This window comes from Mycolicibacter sinensis, assembly GCF_001667945.1.
Classification (GTDB): Bacteria; Actinomycetota; Actinomycetes; order Mycobacteriales; family Mycobacteriaceae; genus Mycobacterium; species Mycobacterium sinense_B.
Genome location: NZ_LZJK01000040.1, coordinates 63478 through 77922 on the forward strand (window position 1 = coordinate 63478; position 14445 = coordinate 77922).

The 14445-nt window shown below is 69.9% G+C and carries 15 protein-coding genes; 9 read left to right on the plus strand and 6 right to left on the minus strand.

The features are described from left to right. The first annotated feature begins 64 nt into the window (after window positions 1–64). Entirely contained in the window at window positions 65–943 is an 879-nt protein-coding gene (locus tag A5694_RS05195) for a LysR family transcriptional regulator (protein WP_064920784.1), read from the plus strand. 79 nt (window positions 944–1022) lie between these two features. Further along, window positions 1023–1589: a methyltransferase family protein gene (locus A5694_RS05200; RefSeq protein WP_064920785.1), complete on the plus strand. Its 567-nt coding sequence runs from the start codon at window positions 1023–1025 to the stop codon at window positions 1587–1589. Between the two features lie 113 nt (window positions 1590–1702). Here the strand turns inward: A5694_RS05200 and A5694_RS05205 are convergent, their stop codons facing one another. Then, the gene (locus A5694_RS05205) at window positions 1703–3241 is read right to left on the minus strand and encodes a glycerol-3-phosphate dehydrogenase/oxidase (RefSeq protein WP_064920786.1); all 1539 of its coding nucleotides are present in this window, start codon (window positions 3239–3241) and stop codon (window positions 1703–1705) included. After that, window positions 3238–3816 (minus strand): TetR/AcrR family transcriptional regulator, encoded by a 579-nt coding sequence (locus A5694_RS05210; RefSeq protein ID WP_064920787.1) that lies wholly within the window; start codon window positions 3814–3816, stop codon window positions 3238–3240. Before A5694_RS05210 ends, A5694_RS05205 begins: the two co-directional genes overlap by 4 nt. A 56-nt stretch (window positions 3817–3872) precedes the next feature. On the opposite strand from A5694_RS05210, the gene A5694_RS05215 reads away from it, so the two are divergent. Together A5694_RS05215 and A5694_RS05220 are read left to right on the plus strand one after the other, a co-directional pair. Continuing rightward, entirely contained in the window at window positions 3873–5453 is a 1581-nt protein-coding gene (locus A5694_RS05215) for an FAD-binding oxidoreductase (RefSeq protein ID WP_342707967.1), read from the plus strand. Further along, complete coding sequence (locus A5694_RS05220; protein WP_082952513.1) at window positions 5450–6355, plus strand: diacylglycerol kinase; 906 nt, start codon at window positions 5450–5452, stop codon at window positions 6353–6355. The genes A5694_RS05215 and A5694_RS05220 overlap by 4 nt, the downstream gene beginning before the upstream one ends. A gap of 72 nt (window positions 6356–6427) precedes the next feature. Here A5694_RS05220 and A5694_RS05225 read toward each other — a convergent pair whose 3' ends face one another. Together A5694_RS05225 and A5694_RS05230 are read right to left on the minus strand one after the other, a co-directional pair. Beyond that, on the minus strand, window positions 6428–6940 hold the full coding sequence (locus tag A5694_RS05225) for a DUF3145 domain-containing protein (protein WP_043337966.1): 513 nt from the start codon (window positions 6938–6940) through the stop codon (window positions 6428–6430). Between the two features lie 134 nt (window positions 6941–7074). Beyond that, window positions 7075–7908 carry a serine hydrolase domain-containing protein gene (locus tag A5694_RS05230; protein WP_064920789.1) on the minus strand — a complete coding sequence of 278 codons (834 nt, stop codon included), beginning with the start codon at window positions 7906–7908 and terminating at the stop codon, window positions 7075–7077. 107 nt (window positions 7909–8015) lie between these two features. Here A5694_RS05230 and A5694_RS05235 point away from each other — a divergent pair, with 107 nt between their 5' ends. The 3 genes from A5694_RS05235 to A5694_RS05245 are packed head-to-tail and all read left to right on the plus strand — an operon-like array spanning window position 8016 to window position 11564. Continuing rightward, complete coding sequence (locus A5694_RS05235) at window positions 8016–9845, plus strand: N-acyl-D-amino-acid deacylase family protein (protein ID WP_064920802.1); 1830 nt, start codon at window positions 8016–8018, stop codon at window positions 9843–9845. Between the two features lie 10 nt (window positions 9846–9855). Continuing rightward, window positions 9856–10941, plus strand: a complete 1086-nt coding sequence (locus A5694_RS05240) for an S-(hydroxymethyl)mycothiol dehydrogenase (RefSeq protein ID WP_064920790.1) — start codon at window positions 9856–9858, stop codon at window positions 10939–10941. Then, on the plus strand, window positions 10938–11564 hold the full coding sequence (locus tag A5694_RS05245) for an MBL fold metallo-hydrolase (RefSeq protein ID WP_064920791.1): 627 nt from the start codon (window positions 10938–10940) through the stop codon (window positions 11562–11564). The genes A5694_RS05240 and A5694_RS05245 overlap by 4 nt, the downstream gene beginning before the upstream one ends. Before the next feature lie 180 nt (window positions 11565–11744). Here A5694_RS05245 and A5694_RS05250 read toward each other — a convergent pair whose 3' ends face one another. Further along, on the minus strand, window positions 11745–12434 hold the full coding sequence (locus A5694_RS05250) for an SHOCT domain-containing protein (RefSeq protein ID WP_064920792.1): 690 nt from the start codon (window positions 12432–12434) through the stop codon (window positions 11745–11747). A gap of 76 nt (window positions 12435–12510) precedes the next feature. On the opposite strand from A5694_RS05250, the gene A5694_RS05255 reads away from it, so the two are divergent. Further along, a complete protein-coding gene (locus A5694_RS05255) occupies window positions 12511–13593 on the plus strand; it encodes an SAM-dependent methyltransferase (RefSeq protein ID WP_064920793.1) in 1083 nt (360 codons plus the stop codon). Between the two features lie 3 nt (window positions 13594–13596). Here the strand turns inward: A5694_RS05255 and A5694_RS05260 are convergent, their stop codons facing one another. Continuing rightward, window positions 13597–13845, minus strand: coding sequence for a hypothetical protein (locus tag A5694_RS05260; protein ID WP_131809511.1), 249 nt, complete (start codon window positions 13843–13845; stop codon window positions 13597–13599). Between the two features lie 134 nt (window positions 13846–13979). Here A5694_RS05260 and A5694_RS05265 point away from each other — a divergent pair, with 134 nt between their 5' ends. Further along, window positions 13980–14426, plus strand: a complete 447-nt coding sequence (locus A5694_RS05265) for an Hsp70 family protein (protein WP_064920795.1) — start codon at window positions 13980–13982, stop codon at window positions 14424–14426. Window positions 14427–14445: the final 19 nt, after the last annotated feature.

Here is a 14445-nt window from a genome sequence, read left to right on the forward strand (position 1 = left end):
GCACAAATGAGAAACAGCGTTCTGCGGGTTATTGACAAGAGTCATTTGTGGATAGCATGAGCCGATGTCCCCGGTCCCGGACCTGCGCCGCCTCACCCACTTCATCGCCGTCGCCGAGTCGGCCGGCTTCACCAGCGCCGCCAAGCAGCTGCACCTGTCGCAGCAGGCGCTGTCGCATTCGGTGCAACAGCTGGAGAAGGAGATCGGCGCGACGCTGCTGGTGCGCTCCGGGCGCCGGATCGCGTTGACTCCGGCCGGCCGGACGCTGATGGACGAGGGCCGAGCCCTGCTGGCGGCGGCCAGAACCCTCACCCAGCACACTCGGGCTGCGGCCAGCGCCGAACCGGATGAGTTCGTCGTCGGGCACTCCCCCGCGATCAGCAATCACGACGTCTACGCCCTGCTCGAGCCGGCAATCGCCGCGTCCCCCGACACGTCGTTCACGGTCGTGCAACTGTTCCCCGACCGGCTCACCGCCGGTGTGCGCGACGGCGATGTGCAGTTGGGACTACGCCGCGCCGTGGTACCCCAGGATCGCCTTGCCGGCGCGGTGATCGGCTACGACCCGCTGCGAGTCGCTGTGCCCGGCAGCCACCCGCTGGCGGACCGGCCCCGGATCAGCATCGCTGACCTGGCCGACGAAGTGATCGCGCTGTGGGCGCCGCCCGGCGCCTCGTATTACAGCGACTTCCTGGTCAACGCCTGTCGGCGCGCCGGATTCGAGCCGCAGTACCGTGTCAGTCGGGTGCAGGGCTGCCCACCCGAAGTGGCAGCGCTGACCGAAAGCGCGGTCGCGTTCGTCACCGCACCGCCGGGACCGGCCGTCGGCGGCGCTGTCACCGTGGTCGATCTCGCCGAACCGCTACTGGTGCCGGTGCAGGCGCTGTGGCAGCCCCACACCAATTCACCGGTCCGGGACCTGATCCTGCGCCAGCGCCCTTGACAACCGGCGCGGCGCACCCAGACAATTCACCCTACGATGAATTCCGCGCGTTAGCCGCAGGCAACCAAAGGGGATACCGATGCCCGGATACCTGGCCGCCCTGGCGCTCGCGCTGTGTCCGGTTCTGGTCGCCGTTCGCCTGATCGTGCTGCGGCGCAGCGGAACCGATGCGCTGCACTTCGGAAGCACGGACAGGAAGGACTTCCTGATCCCGCCGTTTGCGCTGGTCTACTTCTACGTGATCTTCGCCGGAGCCTTCGGATGGCCGCTGGTCGGCTCGCAGCGGTTCTTCGACTCCGATGGCCTCTCCTGGATCGGGGTGGTGCTCTGCTTCAGCGGTCTGCTCATGGTGGTGGCGAGCCTGGTCGCCTTCGGCACCAGCTTCCGCGTCGGCATCGACACCGATCACCCGGACAAGCTGGTGACGTCGGGCGTCTTCGCGATCAGCCGCAATCCCATCTATGTGGGGTTCGGGCTGGTGCTGCTCGGCCAGTTCTTGGTCTTTCCCAGCTGGATTCCGTTGATCTACCTGCTCGCCGCGGTGTGGCTGTTCAACCGTCAGGTGCTGCGCGAGGAATCCTTCATGCGCGAGCACTACGGCCGCGAGTACGCCGAGTACTGCAGCCGGGTCCGCCGCTACCTCTAGCGCCAGCTGTAGCGGCTCGACCCCGAGCCAGGATCACCGTCGACTTCGAGCGTCGAAACCCCGGCGTTCATCCGCTGCAGCCCCAGGTGCGGAACCCGCGTGCCCAGCTCGGCTCAATCGGCGGCCGCGAGAAACTCCCGCGCCGCCTCGACGACGCGCTCGCGGTCGGCGGTTACCAGCCCGATCCGGGTCCGCCGATCCACGATGTCCTCGGCGGTGAGCGCTCCTTCGTGGCTGACCGCGTATTCGAACTCGGCACGGATCACGTCGATCCCGTCGGCCACCGGTTCCCCGGGACGCTCGCAGGTCGCGGCGGCCAGCACGTTGGGCGCCTCCGCGCCGTAGCGCAGCACCAGCGATGGGGGCAGGTCGGCGGTCAGCGCCCGCTGCGATCCCGGGTTGTCCGGGGCACCCACCAGCGGCAGGTCGCGGGTACGGCAGGGCGCGGCGCCCAGCGCCCGCATGCGCTCCGCCCGGTCCAGCACATCTTCAGCCATATGCCGGTACTCGGTCAGCTTGCCGCCGATCACGCTGAGCACCCCGGACTCCGACTCGACGACGGCGTGGTTGCGCGAGACGTCGGCCGTGCGCCCCTCGCCCGTGTCGATCAGCGGCCGCAGCCCCGCGTAGGCGCCGATGACGTCACCGGCGCCCAAGGTGGTTCCCAGCGCGGTGTTGACGGTATCGAGCAGGAAGGACACTTCGCCCGAAGTAGGCTGTGGCACATCGGGAACCGGTCCGGGCGCCTCTTCGTCCGTGAGCCCCAGATAGACCCGGCCGAGCTGTTCGGGCATGGCGAAGACGAACCGGTTCAGTTCGCCCGGGATCGGTACGGTCAGCGCGGCGGTCGGGTTGCCGAAGGCCGACGCGTCGAACACCAGGTGAGTGCCGCGGCTCGGCCGCAGCCGCAAGGCCGGGTCGATATCGGCGGCCCACACCCCGGTCGCGTTGATGACGGCCCGCGCGGTGACGGCGAACGACTCACCGGAGAGCTGGTCGGTCAGTCGGACCGAGTCGCCACTGGCCTCCGAAGCCGCGGTGTAGGTGAGGATCGTCGCGCCGTGCTGGGCTGCGGTGCGGACCACCGCCGCGACCAACCGGGCGTCGTCGATCAGCTGCCCGTCGTAGGCCAGCAGCCCGCCGTCGAGTCCGTCACGGCGTACGGTGGGCGCCAAGTCGATGACCTGCTCGCGCGAGATCCGTTGCGAGCGGGGCAGTACCGTCGCCGGTGTCCCCGCCAGCCGGCGCAGGACGTCACCGGCGAAAAACCCGGCGCGCACCAGGGCCCGCTCGCGCCCACGCATCGACGCCAGCAAGGGCACCAGCTGCGGCATCGCCCGCACCAGATGAGGCGCGTTGCGGGTCATCAGGATTCCGCGTTCGATCGCGCTGCGCCGCGCGATGCCCACGTTGCCGGTCGCCAGATACCGCAGCCCGCCGTGCACCAGTTTGGAGCTCCACCGGCTGGTGCCGAACGCCAAATCGTGCTTTTCGGCCAGCACCACCCGCAGGCCCCGGGTGGCGGCGTCCAGGGCGATCCCGGCCCCGGTGATCCCGCCGCCGATCACGACGACATCGACGGGCGCACCGTCGGCCAGGGCCGTCAGCTCGGCGGTGCGGCGGGCGGCGTTGAGGGCTGGATCGGATATCACGACAGGTACCTGTTCAGGGTGTAGGTCAGTTCGGCGGCCAGTGCCTGCTCATCCAGGATCGGCGCGACGATCTGCGCCGACTGAATCGCCGACTGGGTGATCAGCAGGCACATCGCGGCGAGCTGACGCGGGTCGCCCGCCCGCACCCCGCCGCCCCGCTGGGCATCAGCGAGCTCGGTGGCCACCAGGTCGATCAGGCGCCGCTGGCTGGCACCCATCCGCTCGGCGATGTAGACCATGGCCAAATCCGGCGCGTGATGCAGCACCTGCATGACCACCTCGTCGTGGCGCAGCCGCCCGGCCACCGTGACGATGCGGTCGACCAGCGCCTCGCGTCCGGCGCCGGCTTGCGCCAGCCCCGTCCAGGCCTCGGTGATCCGCGCGGTGAGCAGCGCGGCGATCACCGATCGACTGTCGGGCCAGCGCCGGTAGACGGTAGGACGGCTGACCCCGGCACGGCGCGCGATCGCCGCCAACGTCACCCGCTCGACGCCGAGCGCGAGCAGACAGCTCGCGGCAGCGTCGAGGATCCGCTCCCCCACATCGACGCGCTCGTCATTACTGGTTGACAGCATATGTAATACTGTAACGCATGACTCCGTCTGACGCCCAGGATGCCCTCCTTCCGCCGATGAAGTGGAACGCCTGGGGCGACCCCGCGGCGGCCAAACCGCTGTCCGACGGCATCCGCCAGCTGCTGAAGGCGGCACTCGGAATCGAGGGCGCCGCCGCCGCCGAAGCCGACCCTGCTCAGGTGCCGCTGCGGCCGTCGGCGTTGGCCGACCCGGACCAACAGGCCCTTGCGGCGATCGTCGGCAAGGAGTTCTGCCGGGTCGATCAAGTCGGCCGGCTGCTGCGAGCCGGAGGCAAGTCCACCCTGGATCTGCTGCGGCGCAACAGCTCCGGGCCGCAGGATGCTCCTGACGCGGTGTTGCTGCCCGCCACCGACGACGAGGTCGCGGAGATCTTGAGCTACTGCAGTCGGCGCGGCATCGCGGTGGTCCCGTTCGGCGGCGGCACCAGCGTCGTCGGCGGGCTCGACCCGATCCGCAACTCCTTCCAGGCCGTGGTCTCGCTGGACCTGCGCCGCTTCAAGGAGCTGATCCGCCTCGACGAGGTCTCCGGGGAGGCGGAATTCGGCGCCGGGGTCACCGGGCCGGAGGCCGAACGGTTGCTCGGCGAACACGGCTTCTCGCTCGGCCACTTTCCGCAGAGCTTCCAGTTCGCGACCCTCGGCGGATTTGCCGCCACCCGTTCGTCGGGCCAGGATTCGGCCGGCTACGGCCGGTTCGACGACATGGTCCGCGGCCTGCGGATGGTCACCCCGGCCGGGGTGCTGGACTTGGGGCGCGCCCCAGCGTCGGCGGCCGGACCGGACCTGCGTCAGCTGCTGATCGGCTCGGAGGGGGTGTTCGGCGTCATCACCCGGGTCCGGGTCCGGGTGCATCCGCTACCGGCGACCACCCGTTACGAGGCGTGGTCGTTTCCCGACTTCGCCACCGGGGCTACGGCGCTGCGTGCCATCACCCAGACCGGAACCGGCCCGACGGTCGTCCGGCTCTCCGACGAGGCCGAGACCGGCGTCAACCTGGCCAGCACAGAGCAGATCGGCGAGCAGCAGATCACCGGCGGCTGCCTGGCGATCACCCTGTTCGAGGGAACCGCCGAACACGCCGAGAGCCGGCACGCCGAAACTCAGGCGCTGTTGGCCGCGCACGGCGGAACCTCGTTGGGTGAGGGGCCGGCGCGGGCCTGGGAGCACGGCCGGTTCTCCGCGCCGTACCTGCGGGATTCGCTGCTGGCCGCCGGGGCGCTGTGCGAAACGCTGGAGACCGCCACCAACTGGTCCAACCTTCCCGCGCTCAAGGCCGCTGTCACCGAGGCCCTGACCACCGCGCTGGCCGACAGCGGCACTCCCGCCCTGGTGCTGTGCCACATCTCGCACGTCTACCCGACCGGCGCGTCGTTGTACTTCACCGTCGTCGCCGGGCAGCGCGGCAATCCGATCGAGCAGTGGCGTGCAGCGAAAACCGCTGCAAGCGAGGCGATCATGCGCACCGGGGGTACCATCACCCACCACCATGCCGTCGGCGCCGACCACCGCCCGTGGATGGGCGACGAGGTGGGCGAGCTGGGCGTGCAGGTGCTGCGGGCGGTGAAGGCCACCCTGGATCCGGCCGGAATCCTCAACCCCGGCAAGCTGATCCCGTGACGCGCCGCATCGGCCGGGTCACGTTGTTGACCAATCCGGCGGCCGGGCACGGCAACGCGCGGCACGCGGCCGAGCGGGCCCTCGCCCGTTTCCAGCAGCGCGGTGTGGACGTCAACCACATCGTCGGCGCCGATCCCCGTCACGCCCGGCAGTTGCTCGACGAGGCACTGGCTGCGGGCACCGACGCGGTGGTGGTGGCCGGCGGCGACGGCGTCATCTCGCTGGCACTGCAGGCGCTGGCGCTCGGTGACGTGCCGCTGGGCATCATCCCGGCCGGCACCGGCAACGATCACGCCCGCGAATACGGTTTGCCCACCGGTGATCCCGAGGCGGCCGCCGACATCGTCGTCGACGGCCGGACAGAGACGGTCGACCTGGGCCGGATCACCCCCGACGACGCCGCCCCGTCCTGGTTCGGCACCGTCATGGCGGCCGGATTCGACTCATTGGTCAGCGATCGCGTCAACCGGATGCGCTGGCCGCACGGGCGGATGCGCTACAACCTGGCCATGGTGGCCGAGATGTCCAAGCTGCGTCTGCTGCCGTTCCGGCTCACCTTCGACGACGACGAGCCGCTGGACATCGATCTGACGCTGGCGGCGTTCGGCAACACCCGCAGTTACGGCGGCGGTATGCGGATCTGCCCGGGGGCCGACCACTCCGACGGACTACTCGACGTCACCATGGTGCACTCGGACTCCCGCACCAAGCTGATCCGGCTGTTTCCCACCGTGTTCAAGGGCACCCATGTGCAGCTGGAGGAGGTGAGCACCCGGCGGGCCACCTCAGTGCGGGTGGAGTGCCCCGGCATCAACGCCTACGCCGATGGGGACTTCGTGGCCCCGCTGCCGGTGACGGTGTCGGCGGTGCCGGGCGCACTGCAGATCCTGCGTCGCCCCTGACGGGCGAACAGGCGCGTAAGCCCCTGCACTGGGCGCAACTCCCGCCGGCACGAGACCGTTCGCGCGGGCAACTCAGCCCACGCCGCGGCTGAGCCAGGACACCTCCGCGCCGTCGCCGCCGTCGCGGAAGGCCTCCAGGGCCTCGTCCCAGGCGGTACCCAGCACGGTTTCCAGCTCGGCGGCCAACGCGTCGGCGCCGGCGGCCATCATGGTGCGCAGGCGATTCTCGCCGACCATCACGTCACCGTTGGCGCTCATCGCCCCGCTCCACAGACCCAGCTGGGGGGTGTGGCTGAACCGCTGGCCGTCGACCCCGGCGCTGGGGTCCTCGGTGACCTCGAAGCGCAACACCGACCAGGAGCGCAGCGCACTGGCCAGGCGAGCGCCGGTACCCACCGGCCCGACCCAGTTGACCACCGCGCGCAGCTGCCCGGGCATGGCCGGCTGCGGCGTCCAGTTGAGCTTGGCCTGGGCATTCAACGTCGAGGTCAGCGCCCACTCGACATGCGGGCACACCGCCGCGGGCGACGCGTGGATGTACACCACGCCGCTGGTCACGTCGGCGAATTGATTCGTCGCGCGCATCAGTTGCTCCTTCGGATCCACGAGGGACGTCTTCCCCAACGGCCTGGTGGAACCCTGCGGAGCGCTGGTGCCGCGAAAACTCCGGTTTATTTAGTGTCGTATGTGTCTATTGTGCCTCGTGAGACGCCTGTTGGCTAGTCCCGGCCGTACTCCGACACCACCGCGTCGGCCAGCTCCGGCCATCGGCCCGTCACCCAGTCGCCGAAGTCCCGGTCGGTGAGCACCACCAGCGCCCGCTCGATCGCCGGATCGGCCCAGATCAGCGTGCCCGACTGACCGAAATGGCCGTAGGTTCGCGCCGAGTTGGCCGTGCCGGTCCAGTGGGGCGACTTGCCGTCGCGGATCTCGAACCCCAGCCCCCAGTCGTTCGGCCGCTGCGGCCCATAACCGGGTAGCACGCCGTCCAGCCCGGGGAACTGCACGGTAGTGGCCTCGGCGTGCAGCTGCGGCGATACCGTGACCGGCGCCAGCAGGTCGCCGGCGAACGCGGCCAGGTCGGCGACGGTCGAGGTCGCCCCGAACCCGGCCGCCGCGGCACCGCCGTCCAGCCGGCTCGCCGACATCCCCAGCGGCTCGAACACCGCCTCGGTCAGGTAGCGGCCGAACTCGATTCCGGACGCGTCCTGCACCACCTGGGCCAGCACCGCAAAGCCGTGATTGGAGTACACCCGCCGGGCTCCCGGCTTGGCCAGCACCCGATCGGAGTCCGGCGAGAGCCCCGAGGCGTGCGCGAGCAGATGGCGCACCGTCGCGCCGGGCGGCCCGGCCGGGGTGTCCAACTCCACGGCCCCCTCCTCAACGGCGACCTGCACCGCCCGGGCGACCAGGGGCTTGGTCACCGACGCCAGGTAGAACACCCGCGTCGTATCGCCGTGACTGGCCAGCACGCCCTGGGGGCCGATGACGGCGGCCGCCGCATGGTCAACAGGCCAGTCGTCGAGAGCGGCCAGGGCTTCGGAGGCGGACATCGCAGCCAGCCTAACGGCGGGCATGGCGACCACCGCGCAGCACGGACCTGACTGCGCAGGTCAAACAAATGTCCGCAGATGTCAAGACTTCGCGCCCGGCGCGGGCCATGCTGGAGCGGCACCCCGCGGAAGGAACACCCGTGAACTTTGACACCGTGATACGCAACGGCCGGTGGTTTGACGGCACCGGCGCCCCATCGGCGATCCGCAACATCGGCATCCGCGACGGGCACATCGCCGCGATCGCCGCCGAACCGCTCGACGAGACAGGCTGCGGCCAGGTGATCGATGCCGCCGGCCAATGGGTGCTGCCCGGGCTGATCGACATCCACACCCACTACGACGTCGAGATACTCGTCGCCCCATCGCTGTCGGAGTCGCTGCGACACGGAGTCACGACCGTCCTGGTGGGCTCCTGCTCGTTGTCCACCATCCACGTCGACGGCCAAGATGCCGGGGACCTGTTCGGCCGAGTGGAGGCCATCCCGCGCCAGTATGTGGTCGACACGATCGATCGGTTCAAGACCTGGTCGAGCTGTGCGGATTACATCGCCGCCCTCGAGCGGCTGCCGCTGGGCCCGAATATCGCAGCGTTCATCGGGCATTCGGACATGCGCGCCGCGACTATGGGACTCGACCGCGCCACCCGTTCCGACGTTCGGCCCACCGCGGCCGAGCAGGCCCGGATGGAGCAGATGCTGGACGAGGCGCTGCAGGCGGGGTTCGTCGGAATGTCTTCCCAGCAGCTGCTTTTCGACAAGATGGACGGCGATATCTGCCGCTCACGCACCCTGCCGTCCACCTATGCCAAGCCCAAAGAACTGCGCCGGCTCAAGGCCAAATTGCGCCGCAGCGGGCGGATTCTGCAGGCCGGCCCGGACGTCAAAAATCCGTTCGACATCGTGTCCCAGCTGGCCCAGGCCCTCGGGATCTTCCGCCGCCCGCTCAAGACCAGCCTGCTGGCCGCCGCCGACGTCAAGAGCAACCCGCTGGCGATCCCCGCGATGGTCCAGGCGTCACGGATGCTGAGCAAGCTCGGCGCCGATTTCCGCTGGCAGCACCTGCCGGTGCCCTTCGAGGTGTACGCCGACGGCATCGACCTGGTGATCTTCGAGGAGTTCGGCTCGGGCGCCGAAGCGCTGCACCTGCGGGAATCGGTCGAGCGTGACGAGCTGATGCGCGACCAGTCCTACCGCCGACGCTTCCGGAAAGACTACGAAAACAAGTACGGCCCGCGAGTCTGGCATCGCGACTTCTTCGACGCCGAGATCGTCGACTGCCCCGACGCGTCGGTGATCGGGAAGTCGTTCGGGCAGGTCGGAGTCGAGCGCGGCGGCGCGCATCCCGTCGACGCCTTCCTCGACCTGGTGCTCGAACACGGCACCGCCCTGCGCTGGCACACCACGATCTCCAACCACCGGCCCGAGGTGCTCAAGAAACTCGCCGCCGAACCCGGCATCCAGATGGGCTTCTCCGACGCGGGCGCGCACCTGCGCAACATGGCGTTCTACAACATGGGCTTGCGGTTGCTGCGCCACGTCCTCGATGCCGAGCAGGCCGGTCAGGCGTTCCTGACCGTCGAGCAGGCGGTGCACCGGCTGACCGGCGAACTGGCCGACTGGTATCGGATCGACGCCGGCCACCTCCGAATCGGCGACCGCGCCGACGTGCTGGTCGTCGACCCGGGTCACCTCGACGCCACCTTGGACGCCTACGCCGAGGAGCCCTTCGCGGCCTACGGCGGAATGTCGCGCATGGTCAACCGCAACGACGACGCCGTCACCGCCGTCTTGGTCTCCGGGCGCGCCGTGGTCCTCGACGGACAACCCACCTCGGTCTGCGGCACGCAACGCACCGGAAGCTTTCTGCGTGCCGAAACCCGCACCCGCGCGGTCGCCGCGCAAGCCACAGCGCCGGGCGCCGCACCGGGCACCTAAGGTTGACCCCATGAGTCAGACAGTGCGCGGCGTGATCTCCCGTGAGAAGGGCAAGCCGGTCGAGGTGACCGACATCGTCATCCCCGACCCCGGGCCCAACGACGTCGTTGTGGCCGTCACCGCCTGCGGGGTATGCCACACCGACCTGACCTACCGGGACGGCGGCATCAACGACAGCTACCCGTTCCTACTGGGACACGAGGCCGCCGGCACCGTCGAGACGGTGGGATCGGCGGTGACCGCAGTGGCCCCCGGCGATTTCGTGGTGCTGAATTGGCGCGCGGTGTGCGGACAGTGCCGGGCCTGCAAGCGTGGCCGCCCGCACCTGTGCTTCGACACCTTCAACGCGTCGGTGCCGATGACCCTGACCGACGGCACCGAGCTCACCCCGGCGCTGGGTATCGGGGCGTTCGCCGACAAGACCCTGGTGCATGAAGGCCAGTGCACCAAGGTCGATTCGGCCGCGGATCCGGCCGTCGCCGGGCTGCTGGGCTGCGGGGTGATGGCCGGCCTGGGCGCGGCGATCAACACCGCCTGCGTCACCCGTGATGACACCGTGGCGGTGATCGGCTGCGGTGGCGTCGGTGACGCCGCGATCGCCGGGGCGGCCCTGGTCGGCGCGAAGAAGATCATCGCTGTGGACACCGATGACACCAAGCTTTCCTGGGCCCGCGAGTTCGGCGCGACCGACACCATCAACGCCCGCACCCAGGACACGGTCGAGTCCATCCAGGACCTCACCGACGGGTTCGGCGCCGATGTGGTGATCGATGCGGTCGGGCGCCCGGAGACCTGGAAGCAGGCGTTCTACGCGCGTGATCTGGCCGGAACGGTTGTGCTGGTGGGCGTTCCGACGCCGGACATGCGCCTGGACATGCCGCTGATCGACTTCTTCTCCCGCGGCGGGTCGCTGAAGTCCTCGTGGTACGGCGACTGCCTTCCCGAACGCGACTTCCCCACCCTGATCAGCCTGTACCTGCAGGGCCGACTGCCGCTGGAGAAGTTCGTCTCCGAACGCATCGGCCTCGACGACGTCGAGGAGGCCTTCCACAAGATGCACGACGGCAAGGTGCTGCGGTCGGTGGTGGTGCTGTGAGCGGCTCGATCCAGCGTGTCGTCACCCATGGCACCTTCGAACTCGACGGCGGCAGTTGGGAAGTCGACAACAACATCTGGATCGTCGGGGACGACGCGGAGGTGGTGGTCTTCGATGCCGCGCATGACGCGGCTCCGATCCTCGACGCGGTCGGCGGGCGCAGGGTGACGGCGGTGGTGTGTACGCACGGCCACAACGATCACATCACGGTGGCGCCGGAGCTCGGCGAAGCCCTCGACGCCCCGGTGCTGCTGCATCCAGCCGATGACATGTTGTGGCGGATGACGCATCCGGACAAGAACTTCGAGCCGATCTCGGAGAATCAGACGCTGCGGGTGGCCGGCACCGAGATCCGGGCCCTGCACACTCCCGGGCACTCGCCGGGCTCGGTGTGCTGGTACGCGCCGGATCTGGGCGCGGTGTTCAGCGGCGACACCCTGTTCTCCGGCGGCCCGGGGGCGACCGGGCGCTCGTTCTCGGACTTTCCGACGATCCTGGCGTCGATCTCGGGGCAGCTCGGCAAACTGCCGGCCGACACCGTCGTCTACACCGGCCACGGCGACAGCACCCGTATCGGTGACGAGCTGGTGCACTACGACGACTGGGTGGCCCGCGGCCACTGACGATGCACCGCGAGGACGAGCGGTGCGGAGGAAGTGGCCCATCCCGCCCGGCCACTGACGATGCACCGCGAGGAACGAGCGGTGCGGAGGAAGTGGCCAATTTGGCCCGGCCACTGACGATGCACCGCGAGGAACGAGCGGTGCGGAGGAAGTGGCCAATTTGGCCCGGCCCACTGACCCTCAGCGTTCGTCGAGGATTCGCCGCTTCTCCGCCTCGAACTCAGCCTGCGTCAAGGCGCCGCAATCGCGCAGTGCGGTAATCGTTTTGAGCTGCTCGATGCGGACGCCTTCGCCGTCGGGCACGAATCCCGCCGCGGCCGGCGCCGGGCGGCGACCACGGGCCGGCCAGTATCGCGCCCCGATCAAACCCACGACGCCGATCCCGAACACCGCTGCGAACACCCACCCCAGCGACCCGTAGGCACTGGGCGCACCGAACGCCAGCCGCGGAGCGATGAATCCGCCGACCTGCCCGTCAGCGGTGATCTGATAGTCGCCCGCCGCCGCCACCCGCATCCGCCACAGCCGCCGCCGGGTGTCGTTGTTGACCGTCGTGGTGACCCCGATGCTCTCGGTGAACTCCGGTTCGGCGACCCCGACCGGTGGTTCCGCGCGCAGGCTCAGCGGCGGCACCGGCAGGCCGCCGCCGCTGGGACTGGAGATCACCCGGGTATGCAGGCTCACCGTCACCTCACCCGCGGGCAGCCAGACATTGCCTGCCCCCGGGATCGGCACTTCGCCGTACGCGTTGTAGCGGTCGAGCACGAACACGTTGAGGGCCAGCGCAACCAGGAAGCCGACAACCCCGACGATCATCAGAACCACCGAGACCAGGACGGGCCCTCGCCGGACCGTCCGCGCAGCGCTCATTCGGGCAGTGTGCCACGCCGGCCACATTCGCTACCGTCGGAGCTGTCGGCAAAACCTGCGGCGGCCGGAGGTGTGCATGCGAGAGTCGAGCATCGTCGTCCGCCCGGAGCCCGCCGGAACCCCGTCGAGGCGCTTGCAGGCGGCCGGTCTGACCCATGCCACCAATGTGTTCGAGCAGCTGGCGGCCACGGTTCCGCTGCCCCGCGCCCCGCGCCCGATCGTCGTCGCCGACTACGGCGCCGCCACCGGCTACAACTCCTTGCTCCCGATCGGCGCCGCCATCGCGGCCTTCCGCCGCCGCACCCGGCCCGACCACGCCGTGCTGGTCACCCACACCGACCTGCCCGACAACGACTTCACCGCGCTGTTCAGCACGCTCGCCGACGATCCGGACAGCTACACCCGCAAGGACGCGGCCAGCTTCCCCTCGGCGATAGGCCGGTCGTTTTACGCCCAGATCCTGCCGTCGCAGAGCGTCAATCTGGGCTGGACCTCCTGGGCGACGATGTGGTTGCGCCGGCCCGCCGCCGACCTGCCCGAATTCGATGACCACGTCCATGTCGTGCACAGCGACGACGCCGACGCGCGCCGCGAGTACGCCCGCCGGGCCGCCCAGGACTGGCATGACTTCCTGGCCTTCCGCGGCCGGGAACTGGCCCCGGGCGGCAAGCTGTTGGTGCTCACCGCTGGGGTCGACGCGCAGGGCCGGTCCGGCTACCAGCCGGTGCTCGACGCGATCGTCGCGGTGCTGCACGAGCAGGTCCGCGAGGGCCTGCTGAGCCGCGAGGAGATCGCCCGGATGACGATCCCGGTGCTCGGCCGCAGCGAGAAGGAGCTCCGCGCGCCGTTCGCCCCGGCCGGGCGGTTCGAGGCGCTGACGATCGAGCGGTTGGAGGTGTTCGACGCCGAGGACCGGTTCTGGGACCGCTATCTGCTCGACGGCGACGCCGACGCGCTCGGCGGCCAGTGGGCCACCTTCACCAGCGCCGCGATCTTTCCCACCCTGGCCGCGGCCTTGGCCGGCGGGGCCGACGACCCGCGGGCCACCGAGTTCATGCAGCGCCTGGAAGCCGGGATCGCCACCCGGCTGGCGAGCAGCCCCCAGCAGGTACAGATTCCGTTGGCGCTGGCGGTGCTGGCCAAACGCGCGGCGCAGTAAACGCTAGGGGCTGGCCGGGGCCTCGGTGGGTTCCGGAGCCGGGTAGGCGGGGCTTGCCGGGGTCTCCGGAATGACCGGCGCGGTAGGCGGAGTCGGCGCGGGACGCGGCGCGAACGCGGGCGGCAGCTCCGCGGTCGGCGACGCGGTGGTGGTCGTGGCCGACACCGTCGTCTGCACACCGGAGTCCGGTTCGCCATCGGCGGCATGCCGCAGCACCAGCACGGCCACCGTGCCCAACAGCATTGCGATCAATGCGGCCAGGATGACCACCGGAATCGGCCGCCGGTACCACGGGACCTCAGCGCGGCCGCCGAGTTCTTCCGGTTCCGCGGCCGGCGGGCGCGGCGCTGGCGGATCTGGGCGGCAACGGCGACGGACCGCCGACGGTGGGGTCGCTGACCCGGTTGCGCAGCCAGTGCCGCGACGCCAAGGAGCAACTGTCGACCGAGACCGTCGCCGAGCTGGCGGGATTCCACGGCGGCGTCTGGCTGACCCGTGCAGAACTCGATGAGGCGCTGCGCCAGCCGCTCGACGGTTTCTTCACCGCGTTGCAGAACACCTTGGACGACAACGAGATCAGGCCCGACGACCTGTCGGCGATCGTGTCGGTCGGGGGCGGGGCCAACATGCCGACCGTCACGACCGGCCTGTCGCAACGCTTCGGCTCCCCGGTCATCAGCTCCCCGCGACCACAACTGACCGCGGCTATCGGCGCCGCGCTGAGCGTCGCCGGCAATGTGGTGGCGACCCCGAAGAAGGCGCCTCCGCCGGCCGAGCCGCCACCACATGATCGAGCAGCGCCTGATCGATCACATCACCGGAGAACGTGGTGACGCGGCGGGTGGCGCCGAC